Source organism: Reyranella humidisoli, assembly GCF_019039055.1.
Classification (GTDB): domain Bacteria; phylum Pseudomonadota; class Alphaproteobacteria; order Reyranellales; family Reyranellaceae; genus Reyranella; species Reyranella humidisoli.
The window spans coordinates 3009783-3036471 of sequence record NZ_JAHOPB010000001.1 but is presented as its reverse complement, the minus strand read 5'-3'; the positions used below and the strand labels follow the sequence as shown (position 1 = coordinate 3036471).

Sequence of the window (26689 nt, the reverse complement as noted above, 5' to 3'; positions counted from 1 at the left end):
CGGCTTCCAGGGGGACGAAATGGCGCGGCAGCTGGATTTCTACTTCGATTGCTCGAGTCCATGGACCTATCTTGCTTTCCACGCGATCCAGGCGGTGGCGCGGGAAACGGCAGCCGAGATCGTCTGGAAGCCCATCCTGGTCGGCGGCGTGTTCAACGCAGTCAACCAGACGGTCTACGAGAACCGCGCCAAGCCCAATCCGCTCAAGCAGGCCTACAGTCTGAAGGACATGCAGGACTGGGCCCGCCTCTACGGTCTCGCCATAAAATTCCCGCCGTCGATTTTCCCGGTGAACAGCGTCAAATGCATGCGCGGTGCCTTCGTCGCGCTCGACGAGGGGAAACTCGCCCCCTACGCCACCGCCGCCTTCGAGGCCTACTGGGGCGGCGACCGCGACCTTTCCCGGGAAGAGGTGCTGGCCGACATCGCCCAGCGCGCCGGCATCGAGCGCCAGCGCTTCTTCGCCGGCATAGAAACGGAGTCCTGCAAGGCGCGGCTGCGCGCCAATACCGACGAGCTGATCGCCCGCGGCGGCTTCGGCAGCCCGACGATCTTCGTCGGCAACGACATGTTCTTCGGCAATGACCGCATGCCGCTGGTCAAGGCCGCTCTGGAGGCCGCATGAGCCGCAACGCCGATCCTGAGTTCTGGGCCAAGGCCAACGCCCACCTGGTGCGCTATGGCGGCGCCTTCTCGCCCCTGATCGCCGAGAGCGCGGCGGGCAACTACTTCACCGACGCCGACGGGCGGAAGATCCTCGATTTCACCTCCGGCCAGATGAGTGCCATCCTGGGCCACAGTCATCGCGAGATCGTCGAGGTGGCGCGTCACTACATCGGCGAGCTCGACCACCTCTACTCGACGATCCTGTCGCGTCCCGTGGTCGAGCTGGCGGCCCTGATCGCCAGAATTTCGCCTGGCAAGCTCGACCGCGTACTACTGGTCTCGACCGGCGGCGAATCGAACGAGGCGGCGCTCCGCATGGCCAAGCTGGTGACCGGCCGGCACGAGATCGTGGCGATGAGCCGTTCCTGGCACGGCGTCACCGGCGGCGCTGCCGCAGCCACCTACTCGTCGAGCCGCAAGGGCTATGGGCCGCCGCAGCCGGGCGCGCTGGTCCTGCCCGCACCCGACACCTACCGTTCGCGCTTCATCGACGATCGCGGCGTCTATGACTGGCGGAGCGAACTCGACTTCGGCTTTGAGCTAATCGACCGCCAGTCGAGCGGCGCGCTGGCAGCCTGCATCGTCGAGCCGATCCTGAGTTCGGGCGGCGTGCTGGAACCGCCCGAAGGCTGGATGGCGGCTCTCGCCGGAAAATGCCGCGAGCGCGACATGCACCTGATCTTCGACGAGGCGCAGACCGGCCTCGGCCGGACCGGCACCCTGTTCGCCTGCGAACGCGACGGCGTCGTGCCGCAGTATCTCACCCTCTCCAAGACCCTGGGCGCCGGCCTGCCGCTGGCCGCCATGCTGACCACGCCCGAGATCGAGGACGTGGCCGCCGAGCGCGGTTTCCTATTCTATACGACGCATGCCTCCGACCCCCTGCCTGCGGCCGTCGGGCTCAAGGTGATCGAGGTCATCCTGCGGGATAAATTCACGGAACACGCGGCAACTCTCGGCAAGCGCCTGAAGGACGGACTGATGGCGCTGCAGCAGCGCTACGACTGTATCGGCGATGTACGGGGACGGGGGCTTCTGCTGGGCCTCGACCTGGTCAAGGACAGGCGCTCCCGCACGCCCGACCCCGAACTCGCACAGACGGTGGCCCGCACCTGCCTGGAGCTTGGGATGATGACCAGCACCGTTCGCGGCGGCTTCGGCATCTTCCGCATCGCGCCTCCTCTCACGGTGGACGAAGCGGAAATCGACCTCGGCCTCGAGATCTTCGACCGGGCGCTCACCAAAGCTTTACAGTGAAAATTGAGCGAATTCGGCGCTTCCTCCCCCGTAACTGGTATTTGGATTTGAAACGGGCGTCTAACTGTTGTACCCGCTGCGGTTTCCGGGCCAACGGCGTTGGGAGTATGCGGATGTTCAAGAGGCTTACACAGGCGGCAGTTCTTACAGGAAGTATCCTGGCCTTGGGCGGCTGCACGCTTGGCCAGACCAAGACCGCAGCGGCGCCCGCGAAGGCCCCGGCGGCCGACTATCAGGCAGCCGTTCCGCCTTCGCCTCCCGCGAATCAGATCCGGGCCATTTGCTACAATGAGGCCGACCTCTCCATCGTGCGCGCCCGCATGGTGCAGCAGGAGCTGCAGGTGGTGACCCTTCAGTGCCAGGGCCCCGGTGGACGCCGCGCGTATGAGCAGGTTTACGCCGACTTCGTCGGCAAGTTCCGCGCCGAGTTCGCAACCAACGCCCGCTCGCTGTCGCAGATCGCCGGCCGCAAGCGCTTCAACACCGACGTGTTCGTGACCGAGATCGCCAACCGCACGGCGCAGCGCGCACCGACGGACAAGGATTTCTGTTCCCGCGGCAAGCGTGCCTTCGACTGGGCAATGGACCCGAAGGTCACGACGCTGGCGCAGGTGCCGCCGCCGTACGATCTCGGCCCGGAGATGAACATTCACGCCTGCCCGGCTCAGTAAGCAAGACGAGTCGAACAGGAAGAGACGAAAAGGCGGCCCGCCCGGGCCGCCTTTTCTTTTGTGGGCTGCTTCAAATGTGCTGTGCAGTCCTTTCGCCCGGGCCATGGCCGTCGCGCGACGCGCCCGTGGTGGCGGCTTTCAGGACGGCGAGATAACCCGGCTTCAGCTCCATCGACGGACCGCGGCCTGCCGTCAGAAGGGCGCGATGCGCCTGCGGCAGGCGCCAGCAGGGCACGAACATGAACAGGTGATGTTCGAGGTGATAGTTCACCCAGTAGGGCGCCACCAGCAGCCGCATCAGGGGATTGGCGTGGGTTGTGCGCGTGTTGCGCAGGGGATCGTCATTGTCTGGCACCACCGCATGCTCGGCGATGTTCCGGATGCGGCTCACGAGCTGATACCAGGTCGCGAGCGGCAGCAGCCACATCACGGGGTACAGCCACCAGTAACCGATGGCCGACAGGCCCGCGAGCAGGACAGCGTTCGCGACCAGCGGTCCCTTCTCCTTGCGCCACAGGTTGCCCAGTTGCATGGCGAGCGGCGCGTCGGCGGGCCCGAGCGCGCGACGAAGCTGCTCGCCCCGCCGCAGGAAGGCGGTTTGCCCCGTGAGATCGCGGACGATCTTGCGCCGAAGGCTGGTGCGGCTGGTCGGAAACGCCGCAGACAGGCCGAGATCGGGATCCTGGGGCTGCTGGGTGAAGCGGTGATGCTGCAGATGGTAAGGCCGGTAGAGCGTGAGACTGGTGAAGACCGGATAGGCGCAGAGCCAGCTTCCCACCCAGTCGTTGAGGCGACGTTCCGCGAACAGCAGCCCGTGCGCGGCGTCGTGCATCAGGATCGCGATGCCGAGCTGGCGGCCGCCGATCAGCATGACCCCCAGCAGGAACGTGAACGGATTGGGCCACCAGGCGAAGAGAGCCATGGCGACCGCGATCAGCCCCCAGGCATGCAGCACCAGGAGCGCGCCCATCAGGTTAGACCGGGCGCCGAGCCTCCGGGTCTGCTCCAGGGTCAGGAATTCGCCGATCCGGCTCATTCTGCGAGGCTGGTCGCGGCACGGGCGACTGTCAACGCCGGCTGGGTGCAGCTATATGTTGGTGGATGCAACGCAAATCCGTCCGCACCGACGTCCTCGACGTCGCCTACGAGGAACACGGCCCGCCCGATGGCGCGCCGGTGATCCTGCTGCATGGTTTTCCTTACGACGTGCGTGCCTACGACGAGGTGGCGCCGGCGCTGGCGGCCGACGGCAACCGGGTGCTGGTGCCGTATCTGCGCGGCTACGGCCCGACCCGCTTCCTGTCCCCGGACACGCTGCGCTCGGGCGAGCAGGCGGCGCTGGGCCACGACCTGCACCAGTTGATGAAGGCGCTCCGCATCGAACGCGCAGCACTGGCGGGTTACGACTGGGGCGGCCGGGCGGCCTGCATCGTCTCGGCGCTGTGGCCCGCGCGTGTGCGCTGCCTGGTGAGCTGCACCGGCTACAATCTCCAGAACATCGCCGCTTCGGTCGAGCCGGCGCCGGCAGCCGCCGAGCATCGGCTCTGGTACCAGTACTACTTCAATACGGAGCGCGGCCGCGCGGGCCTGACGAAGGACCGCCGCGACGTCTGCCGGCTCCTGTGGAAATTGTGGTCGCCGGAATGGACCTTCGACGAGGCGGCGTTCGAGAGGACGGCGTCGTCTTTCGACAATCCCGACTTCGTCGACGTGGTGATCCAGTCCTATCGGCACCGCTACGGCTATACCAAGGGCGATCCGATGCTGGAGCCGCTCGAAGCGGAGCTGGCAAAGCAGCCGGCGATCGCGGTGCCGACCATCAACCTGCACGGCGCCGCCGACGGCGTGGGCCCCGCGTCGGATCGCGACGGGCAATCCGAGAAGTTTACCGGCGGATACGAGCGGCGCATGCTGCCGCGCATCGGCCACAACGTCCCCCAGGAGGCGCCGGCCGAAACGGTCGCGGCCCTGCGCGATCTCATGAAGGAAACGCCAGAATGACGACCATCGCCCTCATCGGCTCCACGGGTAATATCGGCAGCCACGTCCTCGATGAGGCGCTGTCCCGCAAACACAGCGTCACCGCCATCACGCGCGACGGCTCGAAGCTGAAGCCGCGCCCCGGCATGACCGTCCGGCAGGGCAGCACCACGGACGCCGTGTCGATGGCGTCCATCCTCAAGGGCCACGACATCGTCGTGGCCTCGGTGAAGTGGAACGAGGCCAGCGTCCATCACGTGCTGGAGGCCGTGCGTGCCAGCGGCGTGAAGCGCGTCCTGTTCGTGGTCGGCGCCGGCAGCCTGCTGCGCGCCGACGGCCGCACCCATCTCGACCACATGGCTGATCGCGGCATCCAGCCGCCGACCTCGAAGCCTGCGTCGCTGGCGCTGGAAGAGGTGCGCAAGATCAAGGATCTCGACTGGACGGCGATCTCGCCGCCCGCCTCGATCCAGCCCGGCGACCGCACCGGCAAGTTCCGGCTCGGCAAGGATCAACTGCTGGAAGACAAGAACGGCGAGAGCCGGATCAGCCGCGAGGACTTCGCGGTCGCCATCGTGAACGAGATCGAGAAGCCCAAGCACCTCCGCAAGCGGTTTACCGCGGCGTATTAGGCGATGTTGTCACCCTGAGCTCCGCTCGGGCGACACGCAGCTCCTACTCCAGCGTCTCGAGCAGGCGGGCGCAGAGGTAGGTGCGGGGCTGCAGCGAGGAATAATAGATCTGCTCGGTGATGGCGTGGGCGCCCTTGCCGTCGGCGCCGAGGCCGTCGAGCGTCGGGATGCCCAGCGCGGCGGTGAAGTTGCCGTCGCTGCCACCGCCGGTCAGGGGCACGTCGTTCAGTTCCTTGCCGATCTCACGATAGATCGCCTGCGCCTTCTGAAAGAGATCGGTGATGCCCGCGTCCTTCTGGTAGGGCGGCCGGTTCATGCCGCCCTCGACCGTCAGCTCTACTTCCTTGCCGATCGGTTCGAGGTTCAGGAACCAGTGCGTCATCTCCTCGGCGAGCTGCATGCTGGGCACGCGCAGGTCGACGTCGATGGTGCATTCGGCCGGCGTGACGTTGACGCCCGAGCCGCCGCGGATAAGGCCGACATTGCAGGTGATGCCGCGGGCGTAGTCGGTCTTCTCCTCGATGCGCACGATCTGGCGGGCGATTTCCAGGATGGCGCTGCGGCCGTCTTCATGGCGCACGCCGGCATGGGCGGCGCGGCCCTTGACCGTCAGGGTGAAGCGGCCGACGCCCTTGCGCGACGTGACGACCTTGTCGCCGTCGCGCCCCGGCTCCATCACCAGTGCATATTTGTGGCCCCGGGCGGCTTCCTCGATGCGGGCACGCGAGGTCGGGCTGCCGACTTCTTCCTCGGGAATGAACAGGAACGTCACGGGCAGCTTGGTCTTCTTGCCCTGGCGGATCAGGTGGCGCAGCGCGTAATAGGCGATGTAGCCGCCCGCCTTCATGTCGTAGATGCCGGGACCGAAGACGCTGTCGCCTTCCTGGCGGATCTTCAGCTCCTTCTCCTTCATCCCCAGCGGATGCACCGTGTCGAGGTGCGCGAGGACCAGGATGCCCTTGCCCTGCCCCGTGCTCCACTCGGCCGGGGTCTTCGCTTCCAGGATGTCGCCGAAACCGTCGCGGCCCGGCGTGCGATCGAGGTCGAGGCCGAGGTCGCGGAACTGGCCTTCGACCTTGTCGACCATGAGATTGACCGCCTTCGCGTCGTGGCTCGGGCTCTCGATCTCGATCCATTCGACGATCCCTTCGAGGATCTCCTTGGGATCGATCTTTGGCTCGTTCTTCATGCTCTCGGCGGCCATCTCTCAACTCCGGTTGGCGACCCTCATCCCGCAAAGGCGTCGCCTTCCCGGGATGAGGGGCTGTTGGCGTCTGGGACCTAGATCGGATCCCAGGTGAAGTACTCGGGCGAGCGCTTCAGGTCGGTGAAGTAGGGCTTCATCGACGGTACGGCGTGCTCGGCGATGTCCTCCAGGGTCCAGCCCTCGGAGTTGTGCACGGAGCGTACCGGGCGGTTGGCGTTGAACAGCATGATCTCGTTCATGCGCACGCCGAAGATCTGCGAGGTGATGCCCTGCTCCTGTGCCGAGTCCGACAGCAGGTAGACGGCCATCGGCGCGATCTTGGCCGGGGTCATCTTCTTGGAGCGCTCCAGGCGCGCCTTCTGGGCATCGGTGTCGGCGGGAATGGTGCCGATCATGCGCGTCCAGGCGAACGGCGAGATGCAGTTCGAACGGACGTTGAACGCCGCCATGTCCAGCGCGATCGAGCGCGACAGGCCGATGATGCCCATCTTGGCGGCCGAGTAGTTGGCCTGGCCGAAATTGCCGACGAGGCCGGAGGTCGAGGTGAAGTGCACGAAGGCGCCCGACTTCTGCTCCTTGAAGTAGTTGGCGGCGGCGCGGCTGGTGTTGAACGAGCCGTTCAGATGGACGTCGATGACCATCTTCCAGTCCATGTGGCTCATGCGATGGAAGATGCGGTCGCGCAGGATGCCGGCATTGTTGATGACGCCGTCGATGCGGCCGAAATTCTCCACGGCCGCCTTGACCATGCGCTCGGCGCCGGCCGGATCGGAGACGCTGTCGCCGTTCGGAACGGCATGGCCGCCGGCCGCCTTGATTTCCTCGCAGACCTTCTCGGCCGCCGTCGCGCTGCCGCTGCCCTCGCCGTCGACCGCGCCGCCGAGGTCGTTGACCACGACCTTGGCGCCTTCACGGGCTGCCAGCAGCGCCATCTCGCGGCCGATGCCGCCGCCCGCGCCGGTCACAAGCACGACCTTGTCCTTCAGCATGTTCGTCATGGTCTTCTCTCTCCCTCTTCTATTGATCCAGTTTCGGTGTCCGCGGCTCGCCGCGCAACAACCGCGCGCTCAGCACCGTGGCAACGGCGAACGGCGCCAGTCCAATCACCATCGGCATGGCGATATAGCGGCTGCCGACGACCGTGAGTGCGGCCACGGCGACGGTGCCCATCGCCCCCATGCCCATCTGCGCGAGGCCTGCCAGCGACGAGGCCGTGCCGGCCAGCCGCGGATACATCCCCACGGCGCCGGCATTGGCATTGGCCACGATCATGCCGGTCCCGAAGCTCAGCAGCATGTGCGGCCCGACGATGGCCCACCAGGTGACGATGCCGGCGAGCGAAAGAGCCGCCATCCCGACCAATGCCGCCACGTGGAACCAGCCGGAAAACATGATGATGTCGACCGGTGCGACGCGGCCCACCAGCCGGTTGTTCACGAAGGTGCCCAGCGTGAAGCCGCCGACCGAGAGCAGCACGATCAGGCCGAATTCGCGCGGGCTGAAGCCCATGCTCTCCTGGAGCACGAAGGGCACGCCCGCCAGCATTCCGAAGTTCAGCGCGAAGGCGAAGCCCAGCGGCAGGATGTGGCCGAGGAAACGCCGGTCGCGCAGCATCTCGCCCGAGCCACGCAGCAGGCTCGACAGGTCGATGCGCTCGCTGCGGAACTTGTTGGTCTCGCGCAGACCCGCGAGCGTCACCAGGAACAGGATCGTGCCGAAGCCGCCCACGAACCAGAAGGTCGCCCGCCAGCTCGCCCATTCGCCGAGGAAGCCGCCGACGGTCGGCGCCAGGGAGGGTGCAATGTTCTGGCCGAGCGAGATCCAGCTCATGACCAGCGGCATTTCCTTGAACGTGTAGGCATCGCGCGTCAGCGCCCGGCCCAGCACCGAGCCTGAGGCCGCACCCAGCCCCTGGAGGATGCGCAGGCCGATCAATCCGCCGATCGACGGCGCGAAGGAACAGGCGAAACTCGTGATCGTGAAGAACAGCAGCCCGCCCAGCAGGACCGGCCGGCGCCCGTAACGGTCGCTGAGCGGCCCGTAGAAGAGCTGCCCGACCGCGAAGCCCAGCATGTAGGTCGTGAGCGTGAGCTTCACATTCTCCGGTGTCGCCAGCAGTTCGTGGCCGACCGACGGCATGACCGGGGTGTAGATGCTCATGGTAAGCGGGCCGAAACTGCCCAGTGCAACCAGCAGGGCAATGTAGGCGGGCGACCGCGGTGCGAGATTCACTTGGTCTTCGCCCCGATCCCTGATTCTGCCGCGCCCTCGGCGCCGAAATCGCCACCCGGAGCCATCTCCTCCTGCGCCTTGGTCAGGCGTGGGTAATAGTGGCGGAAGGCGCCGCGGATCTCCTCGAACGGGATATCCGCGAAGACGCCGCGGTAGGCGAGATATTCCATGTGACGGCGCCCGCTCAGATCGAACGGGTGATAGATCGAATCGCCCACGGCGTCCCAGTCGAGCGGCTTCAGGCCGAACTTGTCGGTGAGCTCGCGGTTGAAGGCGGGCGTGGCCTTGATCCAGCGCCCGTCCAGCCAGACGTCGGTGTAGCCGTGATAGTAGAAGACGTCCCTGCCCATCAGCTCCGAAAGCCGCTGCGTCGTCATGTGGTTGCGCACGTCGGCATAGCCGAGGCGGGCCGGAATGCCGGCGGCGCGACAGACCGCGGCCATGACGCCCGCCTTGTTCACGCAGTAACCGTGACCCGCCGCCACCGTCGTGCTGGCGCGATAGGCGTCGCGCTTCATCGGCGTGTTGTAGGGATCGTAGCGCAGCTCGTCGCGCACGGCGTAGTAGAGGCGCAGCGCCTTGTCCCGGTCGCTGCCCTCGCCGGCCACACGCCTTGCATAGGCCACGATTATCGGGTGTTGTGAATCGATCAAGTCGCCCGGCAGCCGATAGGCCTCGAAGCTGGCGCCGTCACGAACGACGTCGTCGCCCGCTGTCTTGAGGGAATCGTAATCCATGCGGCGTTTTCTTTAAGCCAAGAGGCGGGAAAGTCCATGAGCGACGGCGCGCAATTCACCCATGCGCATATGGTGCGCTTCGAACGGCGCCTTCCCGGCCCGCCTGCCCAGGCCTGGGGTTTCCTCGCCGACACCGGCCGCCTTCCCGGCTGGTACGGCGACGGAGCCATCGAACCGCGGGTCGGCGGCGCCGTCTCGCTGATGGGCGGCCATATCCGGGGCGTAGTCACGCAATGGCAACCGCCCGGCCGGATTGCCTACACATGGAACGTTTACAATCCGGGCGACGCGACCTCGCCGTATCCCGAATCCTACCTGATCCTGACCTTGGCGGCGGCCGTCGAGGGCACGACGTTCACGCTCGAGCATCTGCCGGTGCAGGAGCGCTTCGTGAAGCTCAACGCCATGGGGTGGCACACCTTCATGGATATGGTCGAGGCCGCCGTTCGCGGCGATCCGGTCCACGGCCGCGATCACTACATGGCGCTGAACGCCCGGCACTACGGCGTCGATCTGAGCAACCCGCTGGGGTGAGCTTATCGGCGACCGAGCAAGGATCCTTCGCTGCGCTCAGGATGACATGATTTTTGAGGCTGGCGCAGAGCGCCCCGGCAGAAAACGGTGTCATCCTGAGCGCAGCGAAGGATCCTTCTTCTCAGAGCGACGGCGGCGCGTCGGCGTCGGACTTGACCAGGAAATGGGCATTGGCGGTGGCGACGGGGCGGGAGCGATCCTCCTGCCAGGCTTCGGCGAAGACGTTGACCATGCGCCGCCCCTGCTTCGTCACCTTGGCGCAGGCGATCACGTCGACCGGGCGTGCCGAGCGCAGGTAGTCGACGGTGATGTTGACGATCTTCGGTACCGTCTCGGTCTCCGTCTCCCAAAGGAGATGGAAGATCGCCGCCATTTCCAGCATGGCGCCCAGGGTTCCACCGTGGATCGCCGGCAGGAACGTGTTGCCGATCAGCTCCGGATGAAAGCGCATGCGGGTCAGCAGCTCGCCGGTGCCGTTCTCCGGCGCGATCTGCATCCAGCGCGCATAGGGAATGGCCTCGGCCAGGCGCGCCACATTGCCCTCTTTGCGTGCCTCAGCGAGGCGTTCGAGCAAGGCACTCATGGCTTGTCCGCCAGTGCCGGCCTGGTGGCCTTGCCCTTGGTCCCCAGCATGAAGGTTCCGGCGGCGGCCGCGATCGGGTCTTTGGCATCGCCGTGATGGGCGAAGGCCCGCGTGAACGCGACCGACCGCGTGATGCGATAGCATTCGGCCTCGGCGATCACCGGCTTGCCGGGCTCCGCCGGCCGAACATAGTCGATGCGCAGGTCGAGCGTCGCGAAGGGCTCGGGCGCCTTGAGCATGGTGGCGACCGACATGCCGCAGCAGCCGTCGAGCATGGCGGTGAGCGGACCGCCCGCCAGCACGCCCGTCTCGGGATTGCCGACCAGCTCCTCGCGCCACTCGAGCTGCATCGAGGCGAAGCCGCGCGAGGCGCCGATCACCTTAAGGCCCAGCGCCTTGTTGTGCGGGATGTTGTCGGAGAACCATTGCTGGAAGAGCGCGATGCGCGCGTCCTTTTCCATCTAAAGCCCCATCTGGCGGGCGGCGAGATCCTTCATGATCTCGGTCGAGCCGCCGCCGATCGACATGACCTTGGTCTCGCGATAGATGCGCTCGACCTTGGCGCCCCGCAGATAGCCCGCACCGCCGAACACCTGCATTGCTTCGTTGGCGCAGAACTCCATGGTCGAGGTCGCGAGGTTCTTCAACATGCAGATCTCGGCGACCGGCTTCTCGCCCTGACCGACCCGGTAGGCCAGCAGCTCGAGCGTGGACTTCACGGCGTTGATGCGCATGGCCATATCGACCAGCCGGTGACGCACCACCTGGTTGGCGATCAGCGGCTTGCCGAAGGTGTGGCGCTCGCGGGCATAGGCAATCGCCTCATCGAGGCAGACTTTGGCGTAGCCGCAGGCGCCGGCCGACATGCCCAGACGCTCCGAATTGAAGTTCAGCATGATGCCGATGAAGCCGCGATTCTCCTCGCCGATCAGGTTCTCGACCGGGACCTTCACATTGTCGAAGAAGAGCTGGGCGGTATCCGACGCCCACCAGCCCATCTTCTTAAGCTTGGTGCGGGCAAAGCCCTCGCGGTCGCGCTCGATCAGCAGCAGCGAGACGCCACCCGCCCCCGGCCCGCCGGTGCGGACCGCGACCGTGTAGTAATCGGCGCGCATGCCGGAGGTGATGAACATCTTGGAGCCGTTGACCACATAGTGGTCGCCCTCGCGCCGTGCCGTGGTCTTGAGGTTCGCGACATCGGAGCCGCCGCTGGGCTCGGTGATGGCGAGTGCGCTGATCTTCTCCCCGGCCAGAATTTCGGGCAGCACCTTGCGCTTCATCCATTCCGGCCCGAGGGCCGCGATAGGGGGCGCGCCGATCGTGTGGCTGTTCAGGCTGGCGTTGAGCCCGCCACTGCCGTGGCGCGCCATCTCCTCGGCCTTGACGATGCCGAAGAACGGATCGGTCGGGACGCCGCCATATTCCTCCGGGAAGCCGAGCTGCATCAGCCCCGCGGCCGAGGCCTTGCGATAGAGCTCGCGCGGGAACTCCTCCGCCTCGTCCCACTGGTCGACATGGGGCATGATCTCGCGCTCGACGAACCGGCGGACGGTGCTCCGGAAGGCCTCGTGCTCCTCGGTATAGAACGGCGACGGCGGCCTCCCCGACGGGATGGCCTGCTCGGCGAGCGACATGGGCTTCTCCGGTGATGACGCTTGATCGATCAACAGTACAACGCACAGAGCGAAAATCCATTGACTCTCCGCAGCGCTGCCATGTCATATCAATCCAGTTAAACGCGAAGCCAACAAACGGCCGGTTTACAGGGTAGGGGAATGCTCGATTTCATCCAGCAGCTGGTGAGCGGAATCGCGCTCGGCTGCGTCTACGGCCTGATCGCGCTGGGCTTCGTGCTCATCTACAAGGCGACGGAAGTCGTTAATTTCGCCCAGGGCGACCTGATGATGCTGGGCGGGTTCTTCGTCTTCACCTTCATCGGGCTGATCGGTCTCGACTACTGGCTGGGCTTCCTGTTCGCCGTCTGCGGCATGGCCGTGTTCGGCATGGCCACGGAACGCATCCTCATCCGGCCCATCCTGGGTTATCCGCAATTCTCGATCGTCATGGCCACCATCGGGCTAGGCTACTTCCTGCGCTCCCTGGCCGGCATGATCTGGGGCACTGACGACCTCAAGATCGAGACCCCCTTCTCGACCGGCGTACTGAAGCTCGGCGACCTGGTGATCGCCCACGACAAGCTCTCCGTGATCGTGGCCACCGTCATCCTGTGCATCGTGCTCTACGCCTTCTTCAACTACACGCGGATGGGCACCGCCATGCGCGCCACCTCGGAAAACATGCTGGCCGCCTATTACATGGGCATTCCCGTGAAGCGCGTGGTCTCGCTGATCTGGGCGATCAGCGCGGCGGTGGCGGCGACGGCGGGCGTGCTGCTGGCGCCCATCACCTTCATCCATTCGAACGTGGGCCTGGCGCTCGGCCTTAAGGCCTTTCCCGCCGCGGTTCTGGGCGGGTTCGGCTCGATCCCCGGCGCGGTGATCGGTGGCCTGATCATCGGCGTGATCGAGACGCTGGCCGGCTTCTACCTGCCGCAGGGCTGGAAGGATGTCGCCCCCTACGTCGTGCTCCTGATCGTCCTGCTGGTGCGGCCGCACGGGCTGTTCGGTCCCAGCATGCGCAAGAAGGTCTGAGCCCATGCGTTTCGTCTTCAAGACCGACTACAATCAGGACATCAAGCTGCTGAAACACGGCGGCTACTGGTGGTCCTACGGCGCGTTGCTGGCGGTGATGATCGCCGCGCCCTACCTGATCGGCAGCTATCTGCAGAGCCAGATCGTATTCGTCTTCATCTACGCCATCGTGGGCGTGGCGCTGATCATCCTCACCGGCTTCACCGGCCAGGCCTCGCTGGGTCACGCCGCCTTCCTCGCGATCGGCGCCTATACGGCCGGCTTCATGCAGAGCAAGGGCATACCGTTCATCGTCTATTTCCCGGCAGCGGCGATCATCACCGGCGCGGTCGGGGCGATGGTGGGCTTCCCGGCGCTGCGCCTCAGTGGCATCTACCTGGTGATCGCCACCATCGCCTTCGCCTTCATCGTCGAGGAAATCCTGGCCCGCTGGGAATCGGTGACGCACGGCAACGAGGGCATGCGGGTCAGGACGCTCGATCTGCTCGGCCAGCCCATGCCGCGAGACAGCGACGCGTTCTATTTCCTGTGTCTGCTGGTTCTGGTCGGCTCGATCCTGCTGGCGCTGAACCTGCTGCGTTCCCCCACCGGCCGGGCCTTCATCGCCATCCGCGATTCGGAGACCGCGGGCAAGAGCATGGGCATCGACCTGGCCGGCTACAAGGTCAAGTCCTTCGCCATCAGCGCCGCCCTCACCGGCATGGCGGGCGTCCTGTTCGCCCACAAGATGTCCTTCATCTCGCCCGAAATGTTCACCCTGCTGCTCTCCATCGAGTTCATAATGGTGATCATCATCGGCGGCGCCTTCGGCGTGCACGGCGCGGTGCTGGGCGCGATCTTCATCGTCATGGTCGACCCCTTCCTGACGGCGCTGAAGGACGACGTGCCGGTGCTCGGGGCCAGCCTCGCGTCGTCGCTCGGCATGTCGCCCGAGGCTTCTGGCAAGCTGCGCGAAACCATGTCCTCGATCGGTTCCGCGGCCGGACTCAAGGGCGCGATCTACGGCCTGATCATCATGATGTTCATCCTGTTCGAGCCCTACGGCCTCTACGGACGCTGGCTCAAGGTGAAGCTCTTCTTCCAGCTGTTCCCGCTCTACAAGAAGGCGACCTTCAAGCGACAGAAGACCTACGTGAAGTCGGAGCGCAACCGATGAGCTTCTTCACGGTCGACGGCATCTCCCTCCAGTTCGGCGGCCTCAAGGCGGTCGACAGCGTGAGCTTCAGCGTCGAGAAGGGCGAGATCTTCACCATCATCGGCCCCAACGGCGCCGGCAAGACCTCGATCTTCAACCTGATCTCGCGCCTCTACGACCCGACCTCGGGCAAGCTGTTCTTCGAGGGCCGCGACATTACCGACGTGCCGGCGCACCAGATCGCCAAGCTCGGCATCGCCCGCACCTTCCAGAACATCGAGCTGTTCGAGAACGCGACCATGCTGGCCAATCTGCTGGTCGGCCGGCACTGCCACGCCACGACGCAGCTCTGGCAGGAAATCCTGTTCCTGCCCTCCGTGCGGCGCGCGGAGAAGGAGCATCGACGCAAGGTCGAGGAGGTGATCGAGTTCCTCGACCTGCAGCCTTATCGCGAGAAGCTGATCGCGGGCCTGCCCTACGGCGTGCGCAAGGTGGTCGAGGTCGCGCGCGCGCTGTGCTCGGAACCCAAGCTGATCCTGCTCGACGAACCGTCCTCGGGCCTGAACGTCGAGGAGACGGACGACATGTCGTTCTGGATCCGCGACATCCGGACCGAACTCGGCGTCACGGTGCTGATGGTCGAGCACGACATGACCCTGGTGAACCGCGTATCCGACCGCGTGCTGGCGCTGAACTACGGCAAGGTGCTGGCCTCGGGCACGCCGGCCGAGGTGCAGGCGCATCCCGACGTCATCGCGGCCTATCTCGGCGCCTGAGCGGAGAAGAGATGAGCGACGATCCGATCCTCAAGGTCTCCAATATCGAGAGCTACTACGGCCCGATCATGGCGATCCGTGGCGTCAGCCTCGCCGTGCCGCGCGGCAAGATCATCACCGTGCTGGGCGCCAATGGCGCGGGCAAGACGACGATCCTCAAGACCATCTCCGGCGTGCTCGATCCGCTCAAGGGCACGATCGAGTTCGAGGGCAAGCCGATCCAGCGCATGGATGCCGACAAGATCGTGCGCCTGGGCCTTAGTCACGTGCCGGAGGGTCGCGAGGTCTTCCCGTTCCTCTCGGTGCGCGAGAACCTTGCCATGGGCGCCTTCCTGCGCAAGGACCGCGACGGCGTCGCCAAGGACCTCGAAAAGATCTTCGTCTACTTCCCGCGCCTCAAGGAGCGCATCGACCAGCCCGCCGGCTCGCTGTCGGGCGGCGAGCAGCAGATGCTGGCGATCAGCCGCGCCCTGATGAACCGGCCGAAGCTCCTTTTGCTCGACGAGCCCTCGCTCGGCCTGTCACCGCTGCTGGTGAAGGAGATCTTCAGCATCATCCGCCGGGTCAACGCCGAGGAAGGCACCTCGATCCTGCTGGTCGAACAGAATGCCAAGATGGCGCTGGAGACGGCCCACTACGGCTACGTGCTCGAGGTCGGCCGCGTCGTGATGGACGATACCTGCGAGCGCCTGATGGGCAGCAAGGACATCCAGGAGTTCTATCTCGGCGCCAAGGAAGAAGGCGCCCGCGGCGAACGCCGCTGGAAGAAGAAAAAGAACTGGCGCTGACGGGACGCGAGGAAACAATGCCCACCAAAGCGACACTGACCGTTGCGGAGACCCTTCCGAAGAGCTTCGTCCTGTCCTGCCGGACGCGCGGCGACAAGCCGGCGATGCGCGAGAAGCTCTTCGGGATTTGGAATGCCATCTCCTGGAACCAGTGGCTGGAGCGCTCGCGCGCCATCAGCCTGGCGCTGCACGAAATGGGCTTCCGGCCGGGCGACGTCGCCTCGGTACTGGCCAACACCGTGCCGGAATGGAACTACGCCGACTTCGGCATCCTCTGTGCGGGCGGCGTTTCCTCCGGCATCTATCCGACCGATTCGGCCAAGCAGGTCGAGTACCTGATCAACGATTCGAAGACCTCCGTCCTGTTCGTCGAGGATGACGAACAGCTCGACAAGGCGCTCGACGTGCGCGACCGCTGTCCCAGCTTACGCAAGATCGTCGTGTTCGACATGGAGGGGCTTCGCACCTTCGACGATCCGATGGTGATCTCGCTCGACGAGTTCATGGCGTCGGGCCGCAACTACGGCCAGGGCAAGGATGCGCTCTTCGAACAACTGGTCGACTCGCGCAAGCCCGACGACCTGGCCATCCTCGTCTATACGTCCGGCACCACCGGGCCGCCCAAGGGCGCGATGCACAGCCATCGCAACGTCGTCTACACGATGCAGAACTGCATGCACCCCGAGCTGTCGCTCTCCTGGTACGAGGGCGACGAGCGTCTGGCGTTCCTGCCGCTCTGCCACGTCGCCGAGCGCGTCGCCGGCAGCTACTACTCGGTGGCGACTGGCGTCTGCAGCAACTTCGCCGAAAGCCCGGAGACGGTTCCCGACAATATCCGCGAGGTCCAGCCCACCCTGTTCGGCGCCGTGCCCCGCGTCTGGGAGAAGTTCTACGCCGGCATCACGATCGCCCTGAAGGATGCCACGCCGCTGCAGCAATGGGCCTACCGGCGCGCGATCTCCGCCGGCCTCGCCATCGCCGACGCCCGGCTGGCCCGGCGGGAACCGACCGCCTTCGAAAAGCTGCGCTTCCAGGCCGCCTACTGGCTGGTGCTGAAGAACATCCGCCGCATGATCGGCCTCGACCGCTGCCGCTGGCTGTTCACCGGCGCCGCGCCGATCTCCCCTGAGCTGATCCGCTGGTACCTGGCGCTCGGCCTCGACATGTACGAGGTCTATGGCCAGACCGAGAATTGCGGGCTGGCAACGGCGATGCCGGCCAACGGCATCAAGCTCGGCACGGTCGGCAAGTCGGTTCCCTATGGCCAGGTCGCGATCTCCTCGGTCGGCGAGATCCTGATCAAGGGCGACATGGTGTTCATGGGCTACCTGAACCAGCCCGAGAAGACCGCCGAGACGGTCGACAAGGATGGCTGGCTGCACACCGGCGACGTCGGCCTGATCGACGAGGAAGGCTACGTCAAGATCACCGACCGGATGAAGGACATCATCATCACGGCGGGCGGCAAGAACATCACGCCGTCGGAGATCGAGAACCAGCTCAAGGCCTCGCCCTACATCAGCGACGCCGTCGTGATCGGCGACAAGCGCGCCTATCTCACCTGCCTGGTGATGATCGAGCGCGAGACGGTCGAGAAATTCGCCCAGGATCTCGACGTGCCCTTCACCAACTACACCAGCCTGTGCCGTTCCAAGGAAGTGCAGGACCTGATCTGGGCGGAGATCGAGCGGGTCAACGCTAACTTCGCCCGCGTCGAGACGATCAAACGCTTCTTCCTGATCGAGCAGCAGCTCACGCCCGAGGACGAGGAACTGACACCGACGATGAAGCTCAAGCGGTCGTTCGTAAACACCAAGTACAAGGACCAGATCGACGCGATGTACCGCCCCCAGGCGGCCTGAGCCGGGGCGAACCGGGTCCGAGAGAGTTCCGTAGAGTCTAGTTGGAGGAGCGTGCGCGCCAGTGCGCGCCACCTGATGCAGGAGCAGGTCACCAAGAAGCCCTGCGTGACCAACCATGACGACGAGTTCGGCGGGAACGTACTGGACGGCTGCAACGAGGCCGTCCCCGAGCCCGGGCTGACTGCCGCCGCAGTCACCATGTACGCGCTTGCTGCAGGTCACGGACCGCCGCTGGATCGTGCTGAAGCGCGAACTCAGGAGCGGATAGAGGTGGTCCCCTCTGCCGCAAAGACCCAAGCCAGCGCCGGGCTTTTTTTGAAAGCCAGAGTCCTCCGTTTCGTCGTGCATAACCGCTGCGAAACTGCTCTAATTGCTTATAAGTCGCGCAAAGCGACGACGGACCGGGTCGTTTGCGCCACCCGCCGAAAAGACAAAGAGCGCAGCAGTGGAGGAAACGAAACATGCATTTCAAGGCATTCGCGGTGACGCTTGCCTGCACGACCACGCTGGCGGTATTGCCCGCCGTCGCGCAGACCAAGGTCACCAATCAGGGCGTCACCAGCACCGAAATCGTGTTGGGTACTCATCAGGACCTTTCAGGTCCGATCAAGGTATGGGGCGTCCCCGTCCTCAACGGCATGCAGCTCGCCGTCGATGACGTCAACGCCAAGGGCGGCATCCACGGGCGCAAGATCCGCCTCGTCGCCGAGGACAGCCAGTACGACCCGAAGAAGGCGGTGCTGGCGAGCCAGAAGATGGTGGAGAAGGACAAGGTGTTCGCCATGGTGGGCCCGATGGGCTCGCCGACCGTCCTTGCTTCGCAGGACATCCTGTTCGACGCGGGCGTCCCTCAGCTATTCCCGCTGACGGCAGCGGAGTTCACCTTCAAGTTCGACCCGAAGAAGCCGCAGGAGCGTCTGAAGTTCAACAACCTGCTGCCCTACGTCGAGAGCACGCGGGCCGCGGTCAAGTACATGGTCGAATGGAAGAAGCCCAAGGCCGCCTGCATCATGTACCAGGACGACGAATACGGTAAGAACGTGTTCGACGGCTTCACCCAGCAGCTCGAAGCCATGAAGATGAAGCCCGCGTCGGTCACGACCTACAAGCGCGGCGCCTCCGACTTCAGCGCCCAGGCCGCGAAGATGAAGTCCGACGGATGCGACCTCGTGGTGATGGGTACCGTCATTCGCGAGACGATCGGCCTGATGGCAGAGGCCAAGAAGATCGGGTTCGCGCCGGTCTGGCTCGGCGCGACGCCGGTCAACGTGCTCGAAATCCCCGCGCTCGGAAAGGAACTGGTCGAGGGCCTGTACGCGGCGGCGGGCTTCGTCATTCCCTATCGCGACACCTCGACAGGTGCCGTCAAGGATTGGTGCGAAGCCTATTTCAAGAAGTTCAATGTCGAGCCGAACAGCCAGGCCGTCATTGGCTACAACGCCGTCATGACCTTCGCCCACTACGCGCAGGTCGCGGGCAAGGACCTCACGGGCCAGAAGCTGCTCGATGCGATGGAGTCGGGAAGCGTCTACCAGGACATCTTCGGCTCACCACCGACCAAGTTCTCCAAGACCAACCATCTGGCGACGACGATCACCCAGATCCAGGAAGTCAAGAACGGCCGCTGGGTACTGGTGAAGGGCGATCTGCTCTTCTAGCCTTCGTCCGCAGGTGAGAAAAACGAACCCGCGCGGGAGACCGCGCGGGTTTTCTTTTGCGCAGGCCGGATCAGACCGGAGGCACCGGCACCTTGTTGCGGCGGAGCTCCTGCTGCAGCACCGGGATGGCGGCGCCGGTCTGGCCCTCATGGCACTGGGCGATCGCCAGACGGGCGTTGATGTCGGCGTTGGTGTTGTCGTCGTCGCCCGCGCTGTCGCCCAGCCCGCTGGCGACATACTCGCCGTAGGCCCAGCTGAGCTTGCTGCAATAGGCAGCGGCCTGGGCCGCCGACATGCCGGGCGGCGGGCCGCTGGCCGTCTGTGTGCAGGCCGCCGCCAGCAGCGGCAGGAGAGCGAGCCCGGCAAGGCGGGCCAGCGAGCGCGTAATCCGGATCATGGCGCCGGCACCTCGACTTTGTTGTCGCGCAGCTCGCGCTGCAGCACCGGAATGCCGGCGGCGGTGTTGCCGTCCTGGCATTGGGCGATCGCCACCCGGGCATCGATGTCGGATTGCCCGCCGCCACGGCCGACGCCGCCCATCGAAGTGCTGACGCCCGCGACGTACTCGCTGTAGACCGTGGTGAGCTTGCTGCAATAGGCCGCCCCCTGGGCCGCCGTCATGCCGGGCGGCGGTCCGCCCGCCGTCTGCGTGCAGGCCGCCAGCGCCAGCGGCGCCGCCATCAGTCCGAGAACATGCGTCAACTTCGCCATGCGATCCTCCTGACGATACGCTAACGCAGCGCGCGGTTAGCCGCTATGGTCGCCTCGACATGAGCGATGAACTTTCCGGGAGGGTGGCGGTCGTCACCGGCGGCGCGTCCGGTATCGGCGCTGCATCGGCGACCCTGCTTGCGGCGGCCGGCGCCGTGGTGATCGTGGCCGATCTGGCCGAGGGTTCGAAGGAGGCGTCCGCAGGCCGCTTCGTGATGCACGACGTTGCATCGGAGGAGTCCTGGCAATCTCTGCTTGCAGACGTCCTGCAGCATGAAGGCCGGCTCGACATCATGGTCAACAATGCCGGCATCTCCGGTGGCCCCGGCAACCCGGAGAACACCACCGTAGAGAACTGGCAGAAGGTCCAGGCGATCAATTCCGAGGGCGTGTTCCTCGGCTGCAAGTACGCCATCCAGGGCATGAAGCATCTCGGCGCCGGCAAGGCCGCGTCCGGCGGCTCGATCGTCAACATCTCCTCGATCGCCGGCCTGGTCGGCGGCGCCGGCCCCACGGCCTACACCGCCAGCAAGGGCGCGGTGCGGCTGTTGAGCAAGAGCGTGGCTCTCTACTGCGCGGAGCAGAAATACGGGATCCGCTGCAATTCCGTGCATCCGGGCGGCGTCGATACCGCGATCTTCAATCCGCTGTGGCAGGCGGTCGGCCGCGAGCAGGGCAAGGCCTTCCTGGGATCGCGCCATCCGATCGGCCGCATGGCCGAGCCGCAGGATCTGGGCGAGCTGGTGCTGTGGCTGGCCTCGGACCGCTCGTCTTTCGTCACCGGCGCGGAGTTCACCTCCGACGGAGGTTTGACTGCCGGATTGCAGAGGAGGTCGCTCCTTGCCCCGTCTTGAGAACAAGGTCGTCCTGTTGAGCGGCGGCGCGTCGGGCATCGGTGCGGCGACCGCGCGCATGGTCGTGCGCGAGGGCGGCAAGGCGGTGCTGGCCGATCGCGATGAGACCAGGGGCCAGGCGCTCGCCGCCGAACTCGGCGCGGCCGCGCACTTCGTGCCGCTCGACGTCGTGCAGGAAGAGAGCTGGCAGGCCGCCGTCGCCGCCACCGTCGAAAAATTCGGCGCACTGCACGGGCTGCTCAATGCTGCAGGCGTCGGCGTGCGCAACTCGATCGAGGACTGCACGCTTGCGGAATACCGCCGCGTCAACGACATCAACTCGCTGGGCACGTTCCTCGGCTGCAAGCACGCCATCCCGGCGATGAAGGCGGCAGGCGGCGGCTCGATCGTGAACATCTCCTCGGTGCTGGGCCTGCGTGGCGCCTCCTACGCCATGGCCTACTGCGCCTCCAAGGGCGCGGTGCGCACCCTCAGCAAGAACATCGCGCTCCACTGTGCACAGCAGAAGTACAACATCCGCTGCAATTCGGTGCATCCGGGCTACATCGACACGCCGATGATCGCGCCGCGGCTCGACAGCAACGTGGGCAACATGACCGGCCGCCAGGCACTCGAAGACCTCCACCCGCTCGGCCGCCTCGGCCAGGCCGACGAGGTCGCGCACATGATCCTGTTCCTGCTCTCGGACGAGTCGACCTTTTCGACGGGATCCGAGTTCGTGTGCGACGGGGGACTCACCGCCTAAGGATCCCTCGCTACGCTCGGGATGACACGGGTAGTGGCATTGGCCCAGTGCGCCGATTCAAACAAAGGTGTCAGCCTGAGCGCAGCGAAGGATCCTTCCGTCGCTTCAACAAATAGGCCGTGGCGCCTCTAGAGTCTTTCCGTCTCACATTGACCCACCGACCTTATCCTGAGAAGGCGCGAAGCGCCGTCTCGAAGGATGGGCAACAAACTCGGTGCGCGTGCCCACCCTTCGAGACGCGCTCCTGCGGAGCGCTTCTCAGGGTGAGGTGGTCTTTGCAGTGGCGATTCTTCCTCGACCGGAATGGCGCTAGGACTTCATCCCCGTGATCGAGCCCGAAATGGCCCGCGGATCGCGCCTGGGCCAGCGGCCAGCTTCGACCTGGACGATGAAATCGCCAACGATGCGATTGAACTGGTCGGGATCCTCGAGATTGATCGTGTGGCCGCAGTTCGGCATCACCGCCAGCGCCGCCGACGGGATCTCGCGCTTCATCAGCATCGACGGCGCAAGGCAGGGCCAGTCCTCGTCGCCGGTCAGCACCAGCGTCGGCACCGTCATCGCGCGCATCTTGTCGACCAGGTCGTAGAGCGAGGGCCGTTCGCCCTGGCAACCGAGCTGGGTGTTGGCCGAGCCCAGCGCCGAATGCTCGGCCAGGGCGGCCTTGAACTCGGCGAAGCCGCGCGGATCCTTGTTCTCGAACTGAACGCGCGTCGGGCCGTAGGCGTACTTGCCGGCGAAGGCCGCCATGCCCTCTTCCAGCAGCGACCTGGCAACGATGCCGACCTCGGCCTTGAACTTCGCCTGCTCGTGCTTCTCTGCGCCGTAGCCGACGCCGGCCACGACCAGCGAACGGGCGCGGGCGGGATGGCGGAAGCCGAAATGCAGGCTGGCGAAGCCGCCCATCGACAGCCCGACGATATGGGCCTTGTCGATCTCGAGATGATCCATCACCGCCAGGATATCGTCGGTGGCGCGGTTCTGGCTGTAGCTCTCGGGCTTCTCGGGTACGTCCGACGGCGGATAGCCGCGCGCGCCGTAGGTGATGCAGCGATAGCGCTGGCCGAAATGGCGCATCTGCATTTCCCACGAGCGGTGGTCGGCGGCGAATTCGTGCACGAACACGATCGGCGCGCCCGCCCCCGTCTCTTCGTAGTAGAGCTTCACGCCATCGTCGGTCGTTGCATAAGCCATCACTCGCTCTCCCTCTCGGCGCCGACCAGCCCGCGCAGTTCACGGGCCAGAGCGACGAAGCCCGGCGATTGTGACGTAGAGGGCCGCGGCAAATCCACCTTGATGTCAGCCGCGATGCGGCCTGGCCGTGGTCGGCGCAATCCCTAGAAACCTTCATGCGCCTCACCTGCCGAACGATGGACATGCGGTGCTATGCTTGGCCGCATGAGCGAAATCGGAACCGGTCTCCAGAATGCCTCGGGCATCCGCGCCTCCGTCGAGCGCGCGGGCTATGCCTTCGTCGAAGCCTCCGACATGCGCACTGCGTTTGCGCGCTTCGGGACGCTCGCCGACTGGCCGGCCTTTGCCGAGAGCTGGAACGATCTCGAGGTCGACACCTACATGGGCGATGGCGGCCGCTACCGGAAGCGCCGCTTCGGCGTCTACGAAGCCGAGCGCCAGGGCGCGATTGTGCGTGGCGCACACCAGCCGCATTACCAGGGCCTCAGCTACAACAACCTGAACGGCGGCATCGAGCGCTGGTTCAAGCCGTTGAACGACGAGATCGGTGGCGGCGCCTCCATGCGGACCATCCTCGAATATTGCCGCGCCTTGTTCGGCCGCCTCGCGCCTGAGACAGCGAAGTGGCACGTCGAGGTCCACCAGTTCCGCATCGAGGCGAAGACCGGCGAGCAGGGCAAGCCGACGCCCGAAGGCATGCACCGCGACGGTGTCGACTATGTGCTGGTGCTGCTGATCAACCGCCGCAACATCGCCAGCGGCACCACGACGGTGCACGACCTCGACAAGCGCGCGCTCGGCAGCTTCACCCTCACCGATCCGCTCGATGCCGCGCTGGTCGACGACGCCCGCTGCTATCACGGCGTCACGCCGGTCGAGCCGGAGAATCCGGCCCACCCCGCCTATCGCGACGTGCTGGTGGTGACGTTCAAGAAGAAGCCCTGACGGCTTCGACTGGCCGTCGAACGCGCAAGGATCCTTCGCTTCGCTCAGGATGACACCGTTTTCTTGAGCGGCGCACTGCGCCCATCTTGCGGATGGCGCACCGCGCGGACCACAACAACTGTGTCATCCTGAGCGAAGCGAAGGATCCTTATCTTTTCATGCTGCGATGTGCATGTGCGCGAGCGTGCAACTCACCGCGAAGATCGGGACCGGTTCGCAGAAGTCGACCGTTCCTTTAGCGCCCTTCGCGGCCGCCGCGGCCGCGATGAATGTGCGGATCTCGAAGCCACCCTGCCCTGCTTCGCGATAGGTCTCGGCATCCGTGTAGGACAGCAGCGCCTCGCGATCGTTGGCCGACCAGCGGCGCAGGAACTCCTTGTCCCACTCTCGATTGATCTTCCCCGAGTCGGGCGTTGCCGGCCAGTGCGAGAGGCCGCCGGTACCGATCAGGGCGATGCGCTCGGGCACCGAATCGGCGGCGCGGCGCAGCGCCTCGCCGAAGGCCCAGGCACGCGCCAGCGGCGCGAGCGGCGGACCCTGGCAGTTGATGTTGGCCGGCACGATCGGCAGGTCGTAGTCGGGCGTCAGGAAATGCAGCGGCACCGAGATGCCATGGTCGAACTTCCATTCCTCGGCATAGGCCACGTCCACCGTCTGCATCACGTTCTCGATCAGCCGGCGCGACAGTGCCTTGTTGCCGGGCACGGTCGTGCGCTTGATCCGCAGGAACGCCTCGTCCTCGATCGGCCCCTCGTAGCCATCGGCCATGCCGATGGCGAAGGCCGGCATGTTGTCCATGAAGAAATTGGCGAAGTGCTCGGCCGCGATCACGACCAGCGCATCGGGCTTCGTCGCGCGGATGTCGTCGCCCATGCGCCGGAACGCGGCTTCCAGCGCCTGGCGCGTCTGGGTATCCGCACGCTCGGCGCGGCCCGTCATGCCGGGGGCATGACTGCAGGCGCCGCAATAGACCAGAGGCATCAGCGTGTCTCCCGTTCTGCCTTGAGGCGGGCGTCGTGGGCCTCGACGCCCTCGTAGCCGGTGGCGGCATAGACGCCTTCGCGTACCGGGCCGTGATCCTTGAGGCCCTGCCGCATCCGCTCAAGATAGTCCGGCCAGTCGATGCGGTGCAGCGCCGCGAAATGCATGAGGAGCTGGCCGTTGACGCCCAGCACATACAGCAGCCCGATGTCGGGCTTCACCAGCGCGCCAGTCTCTTCCGGCGTGAGGTCGTACTCACCCAGCACCGCGTCCCGCTCCTCGGCATAGCGTTGCTGCGCGCGCGGGTCGCGGTTGAGCCGATAGATCAGCTTCTGGACCTGATAGAGGCTCATGCGGTCTCCGCTATTCGGCCGAGGCCAACAGCAGCGTGCCGCCGTCGGGATCAGCGCCGGCCACGATCTCGGCGCCGATAGTGCTGCCGGCGCCGGGCTTGTTGTCGATGACGACCTGCTGGCCCAGTGCCTCCTGCAGCCCGGGCTGAATCGCCCGGGCGAGCACGTCGGCGACGCCGCCCGGCGGGAACGGTGCCACGATGCGCACCGGCTTGGTGGGATAGGACTGAGCCCCGGCGGCCGTTGCGAGCAGGACGCCGAGGGTACCGAGGACGCTTACGAGAACGCTTGTGCGCTTCATTGTTTCCTCCCGTGCGGCCTTGTCGTCGGCGGCCGCGTGCCGTTCTGGCCCGCCCTAGCCGCCGCTGCCGATGGTCACGCCGGCGTCGGCGATGATGGTCTGGCCGGTGATGAAGGCGCCGGCCTTGCCGGCCAGCATCACGGCAATGCCGCCGATATCGTCCGGCTCGCCGATCCGGCCGAGCGGCGCACCCTTCAGGCGCACGGCGAGGTACTTCTCATCGTCCCAAAGCGCCTTGGCGAAGTCGGTTTTCACCAGGCCCGGGGCGATCGTGTTCACGCGGATATTGTCCTTGCCGTACTCCACCGCGAGGTTGCGCGCGAGCTGCATGTCGGCCGCCTTGGAGATGCCGTAGGCGCCGATCACGGGCGTACCGCGTACGCCGCCGATCGAGGACACGATGATGATCGAACCATCCTTCTTGGCACGCATGTCGGGCAGGCAGAAGTTGATCAGCCACATGCTCGACAGGATGTTGTTGTGCATCACCTTCATGAATACGTCGTCGGGCAGCTTCTCGTTCGGCCCGTAATACGGGTTGGAGGCGGCATTGCAGACCAGGATGTCGACCGGGCCGAGTTGCTTGCGCGTCTCCTCGATCAGCTTCTCGCACTGGGCCTTGTCGGAGATGTTGCAGGGAATGACGATGGCCTCGCCGCCGGCCGCCCGGATCTCAGCGGCTGCCTCTTCGCAGGCAGGCGCCTTGCGGCTCGACACCACCACCTTGGCACCCTGCAGCGCGAGGTGCAGGGCGATCGACTTGCCGATGCCCTTGCTCGAGCCGGTGACGACGGCGACCTTGCCGGTAAGGTCGAAAAGCGGCGATGCCATTCAGTGTTCCTCCAGAAAATTCAGACTTCATCTGTCGCATGAAATACAGAAAACAGAAACCGGTCGCCATATTCAAAAATCACATTAACAAATATACTTAACAATATGATTTATATGTCTTTTTGCTCTCTATCATCGCCAACCTAAGCAGTTGCGACTGGCGACATTACGGAATTCTTGATGTTCATGTCGATCCTCAGCCTGCGGCTACAAGCATGGGTCTCAGTGGCCCGATCGGAGCGAGGCCTCCCACCCGGACTACGGGCTGATCCCTGAATGAAGCCCCCGTTTGCGCCGGCGAGCGGCCCCAGCGATCCGCGGATCCAGCAGCCTTTCCGCACACTGTTCATGATCAAGTTCATTGACCAACCCGGCGCTCCGCCCTGCCGAATACCGTGCTGATTC

31 protein-coding genes are annotated in these 26689 nt (G+C 65.4%); 16 read left to right on the top strand and 15 right to left on the bottom strand.

Annotated features, from left to right (window positions below; all coding sequences use genetic code 11):
- Window positions 1-19: 19 nt before the first annotated feature.
- The 3 genes from KQ910_RS14705 to KQ910_RS14695 all read left to right on the top strand — a co-directional run bounded on the left by KQ910_RS14705 (window position 20) and on the right by KQ910_RS14695 (window position 2594).
- Complete coding sequence (locus tag KQ910_RS14705) at window positions 20-625, top strand: 2-hydroxychromene-2-carboxylate isomerase (RefSeq protein WP_216961609.1); 606 nt, start codon at window positions 20-22, stop codon at window positions 623-625.
- Window positions 622-1923: an aspartate aminotransferase family protein gene (locus KQ910_RS14700; RefSeq protein WP_216961606.1), complete on the top strand. Its 1302-nt coding sequence runs from the start codon at window positions 622-624 to the stop codon at window positions 1921-1923. Before KQ910_RS14705 ends, KQ910_RS14700 begins: the two co-directional genes overlap by 4 nt.
- 107 nt (window positions 1924-2030) lie before the next feature.
- A complete protein-coding gene (locus KQ910_RS14695; RefSeq protein ID WP_216961603.1) occupies window positions 2031-2594 on the top strand; it encodes a hypothetical protein in 564 nt (187 codons plus the stop codon).
- Between the two features lie 70 nt (window positions 2595-2664).
- Here KQ910_RS14695 and KQ910_RS14690 read toward each other — a convergent pair whose 3' ends face one another.
- Window positions 2665-3630 carry a fatty acid desaturase family protein gene (locus KQ910_RS14690; protein WP_216961601.1) on the bottom strand — a complete coding sequence of 322 codons (966 nt, stop codon included), beginning with the start codon at window positions 3628-3630 and terminating at the stop codon, window positions 2665-2667.
- 65 nt (window positions 3631-3695) lie between these two features.
- On the opposite strand from KQ910_RS14690, the gene KQ910_RS14685 reads away from it, so the two are divergent.
- Both KQ910_RS14685 and KQ910_RS14680 read left to right on the top strand, forming a co-directional pair.
- Window positions 3696-4595 (top strand): alpha/beta fold hydrolase, encoded by a 900-nt coding sequence (locus KQ910_RS14685; RefSeq protein ID WP_216961597.1) that lies wholly within the window; start codon window positions 3696-3698, stop codon window positions 4593-4595.
- Window positions 4592-5206 (top strand): NAD(P)-dependent oxidoreductase, encoded by a 615-nt coding sequence (locus KQ910_RS14680; RefSeq protein WP_216961594.1) that lies wholly within the window; start codon window positions 4592-4594, stop codon window positions 5204-5206. Before KQ910_RS14685 ends, KQ910_RS14680 begins: the two co-directional genes overlap by 4 nt.
- Before the next feature lie 43 nt (window positions 5207-5249).
- Here the strand turns inward: KQ910_RS14680 and KQ910_RS14675 are convergent, their stop codons facing one another.
- The 4 genes from KQ910_RS14675 to KQ910_RS14660 all read right to left on the bottom strand — a co-directional run bounded on the left by KQ910_RS14675 (window position 5250) and on the right by KQ910_RS14660 (window position 9382).
- Window positions 5250-6410, bottom strand: coding sequence for a M20 family metallopeptidase (locus tag KQ910_RS14675; RefSeq protein ID WP_229600408.1), 1161 nt, complete (start codon window positions 6408-6410; stop codon window positions 5250-5252).
- A gap of 77 nt (window positions 6411-6487) precedes the next feature.
- Complete coding sequence (locus KQ910_RS14670; protein ID WP_216961591.1) at window positions 6488-7411, bottom strand: SDR family NAD(P)-dependent oxidoreductase; 924 nt, start codon at window positions 7409-7411, stop codon at window positions 6488-6490.
- Window positions 7412-7430: 19 nt separating this feature from the next.
- Window positions 7431-8645: a multidrug effflux MFS transporter gene (locus KQ910_RS14665; RefSeq protein WP_216961588.1), complete on the bottom strand. Its 1215-nt coding sequence runs from the start codon at window positions 8643-8645 to the stop codon at window positions 7431-7433.
- Window positions 8642-9382: a transglutaminase-like domain-containing protein gene (locus KQ910_RS14660; protein ID WP_216961585.1), complete on the bottom strand. Its 741-nt coding sequence runs from the start codon at window positions 9380-9382 to the stop codon at window positions 8642-8644. Before KQ910_RS14660 ends, KQ910_RS14665 begins: the two co-directional genes overlap by 4 nt.
- Window positions 9383-9418: 36 nt before the next feature.
- Here KQ910_RS14660 and KQ910_RS14655 point away from each other — a divergent pair, with 36 nt between their 5' ends.
- Window positions 9419-9916, top strand: coding sequence for an SRPBCC domain-containing protein (locus tag KQ910_RS14655; protein ID WP_216961582.1), 498 nt, complete (start codon window positions 9419-9421; stop codon window positions 9914-9916).
- Between the two features lie 121 nt (window positions 9917-10037).
- On the opposite strand, the gene KQ910_RS14650 is transcribed toward KQ910_RS14655, so the two are convergent.
- Genes KQ910_RS14650 through KQ910_RS14640 form a run of 3 tightly spaced genes read right to left on the bottom strand, consistent with a single transcriptional unit; the run spans window position 10038 to window position 12133 of the window.
- Complete coding sequence (locus KQ910_RS14650) at window positions 10038-10499, bottom strand: PaaI family thioesterase (protein ID WP_068199910.1); 462 nt, start codon at window positions 10497-10499, stop codon at window positions 10038-10040.
- Window positions 10496-10960, bottom strand: a complete 465-nt coding sequence (locus KQ910_RS14645) for a PaaI family thioesterase (protein ID WP_216961579.1) — start codon at window positions 10958-10960, stop codon at window positions 10496-10498. The genes KQ910_RS14650 and KQ910_RS14645 overlap by 4 nt, the downstream gene beginning before the upstream one ends.
- Window positions 10961-12133: an acyl-CoA dehydrogenase family protein gene (locus KQ910_RS14640; protein WP_216961577.1), complete on the bottom strand. Its 1173-nt coding sequence runs from the start codon at window positions 12131-12133 to the stop codon at window positions 10961-10963.
- 141 nt (window positions 12134-12274) lie between these two features.
- Between KQ910_RS14640 and KQ910_RS14635 the strand changes: the two genes are divergently transcribed.
- From KQ910_RS14635 to KQ910_RS14605, 7 genes are read left to right on the top strand one after another with little or no spacing between them, the layout of a single operon-like run.
- Window positions 12275-13150: a branched-chain amino acid ABC transporter permease gene (locus KQ910_RS14635; protein WP_216961574.1), complete on the top strand. Its 876-nt coding sequence runs from the start codon at window positions 12275-12277 to the stop codon at window positions 13148-13150.
- Between the two features lie 4 nt (window positions 13151-13154).
- The gene (locus KQ910_RS14630; protein WP_216961571.1) at window positions 13155-14306 is read left to right on the top strand and encodes a branched-chain amino acid ABC transporter permease; all 1152 of its coding nucleotides are present in this window, start codon (window positions 13155-13157) and stop codon (window positions 14304-14306) included.
- Complete coding sequence (locus KQ910_RS14625) at window positions 14303-15061, top strand: ABC transporter ATP-binding protein (protein ID WP_216961568.1); 759 nt, start codon at window positions 14303-14305, stop codon at window positions 15059-15061. The genes KQ910_RS14630 and KQ910_RS14625 overlap by 4 nt, the downstream gene beginning before the upstream one ends.
- Window positions 15062-15072: 11 nt before the next feature.
- The gene (locus KQ910_RS14620; protein WP_216961565.1) at window positions 15073-15849 is read left to right on the top strand and encodes an ABC transporter ATP-binding protein; all 777 of its coding nucleotides are present in this window, start codon (window positions 15073-15075) and stop codon (window positions 15847-15849) included.
- A 17-nt stretch (window positions 15850-15866) separates the two neighbouring features.
- The gene (locus KQ910_RS14615) at window positions 15867-17711 is read left to right on the top strand and encodes an AMP-dependent synthetase/ligase (protein ID WP_216961562.1); all 1845 of its coding nucleotides are present in this window, start codon (window positions 15867-15869) and stop codon (window positions 17709-17711) included.
- 51 nt (window positions 17712-17762) lie between these two features.
- On the top strand, window positions 17763-18197 hold the full coding sequence (locus KQ910_RS14610; RefSeq protein WP_216961560.1) for a hypothetical protein: 435 nt from the start codon (window positions 17763-17765) through the stop codon (window positions 18195-18197).
- The gene (locus tag KQ910_RS14605; RefSeq protein WP_216961557.1) at window positions 18173-19369 is read left to right on the top strand and encodes an ABC transporter substrate-binding protein; all 1197 of its coding nucleotides are present in this window, start codon (window positions 18173-18175) and stop codon (window positions 19367-19369) included. Before KQ910_RS14610 ends, KQ910_RS14605 begins: the two co-directional genes overlap by 25 nt.
- A gap of 70 nt (window positions 19370-19439) precedes the next feature.
- Here KQ910_RS14605 and KQ910_RS14600 read toward each other — a convergent pair whose 3' ends face one another.
- Both KQ910_RS14600 and KQ910_RS14595 read right to left on the bottom strand, forming a co-directional pair.
- Window positions 19440-19766: a hypothetical protein gene (locus tag KQ910_RS14600; RefSeq protein ID WP_216961553.1), complete on the bottom strand. Its 327-nt coding sequence runs from the start codon at window positions 19764-19766 to the stop codon at window positions 19440-19442.
- Window positions 19763-20080 carry a hypothetical protein gene (locus KQ910_RS14595; protein WP_216961549.1) on the bottom strand — a complete coding sequence of 106 codons (318 nt, stop codon included), beginning with the start codon at window positions 20078-20080 and terminating at the stop codon, window positions 19763-19765. The genes KQ910_RS14600 and KQ910_RS14595 overlap by 4 nt, the downstream gene beginning before the upstream one ends.
- Before the next feature lie 59 nt (window positions 20081-20139).
- Here KQ910_RS14595 and KQ910_RS14590 point away from each other — a divergent pair, with 59 nt between their 5' ends.
- Together KQ910_RS14590 and KQ910_RS14585 are read left to right on the top strand one after the other, a co-directional pair.
- A complete protein-coding gene (locus KQ910_RS14590) occupies window positions 20140-20934 on the top strand; it encodes an SDR family oxidoreductase (protein WP_216961546.1) in 795 nt (264 codons plus the stop codon).
- Window positions 20921-21679, top strand: coding sequence for a glucose 1-dehydrogenase (locus KQ910_RS14585; RefSeq protein WP_216961543.1), 759 nt, complete (start codon window positions 20921-20923; stop codon window positions 21677-21679). Before KQ910_RS14590 ends, KQ910_RS14585 begins: the two co-directional genes overlap by 14 nt.
- A gap of 309 nt (window positions 21680-21988) precedes the next feature.
- Here KQ910_RS14585 and KQ910_RS14580 read toward each other — a convergent pair whose 3' ends face one another.
- Window positions 21989-22873 carry an alpha/beta fold hydrolase gene (locus KQ910_RS14580; protein WP_216961540.1) on the bottom strand — a complete coding sequence of 295 codons (885 nt, stop codon included), beginning with the start codon at window positions 22871-22873 and terminating at the stop codon, window positions 21989-21991.
- A 204-nt stretch (window positions 22874-23077) separates the two neighbouring features.
- On the opposite strand from KQ910_RS14580, the gene KQ910_RS14575 reads away from it, so the two are divergent.
- A complete protein-coding gene (locus tag KQ910_RS14575; protein ID WP_229600407.1) occupies window positions 23078-23818 on the top strand; it encodes a 2OG-Fe dioxygenase family protein in 741 nt (246 codons plus the stop codon).
- 156 nt (window positions 23819-23974) lie between these two features.
- On the opposite strand, the gene KQ910_RS14570 is transcribed toward KQ910_RS14575, so the two are convergent.
- From KQ910_RS14570 to KQ910_RS14555, 4 genes are read right to left on the bottom strand one after another with little or no spacing between them, the layout of a single operon-like run.
- Complete coding sequence (locus tag KQ910_RS14570) at window positions 23975-24799, bottom strand: DODA-type extradiol aromatic ring-opening family dioxygenase (RefSeq protein WP_216961537.1); 825 nt, start codon at window positions 24797-24799, stop codon at window positions 23975-23977.
- Complete coding sequence (locus KQ910_RS14565; protein WP_216961534.1) at window positions 24799-25152, bottom strand: hypothetical protein; 354 nt, start codon at window positions 25150-25152, stop codon at window positions 24799-24801. The genes KQ910_RS14570 and KQ910_RS14565 overlap by 1 nt, the downstream gene beginning before the upstream one ends.
- Window positions 25153-25162: 10 nt before the next feature.
- Window positions 25163-25453: a Bug family tripartite tricarboxylate transporter substrate binding protein gene (locus tag KQ910_RS14560; protein ID WP_216961531.1), complete on the bottom strand. Its 291-nt coding sequence runs from the start codon at window positions 25451-25453 to the stop codon at window positions 25163-25165.
- A 54-nt stretch (window positions 25454-25507) separates the two neighbouring features.
- Window positions 25508-26284, bottom strand: coding sequence for an SDR family NAD(P)-dependent oxidoreductase (locus KQ910_RS14555; protein ID WP_216961530.1), 777 nt, complete (start codon window positions 26282-26284; stop codon window positions 25508-25510).
- Between the last annotated feature and the right edge of the window lie 405 nt (window positions 26285-26689).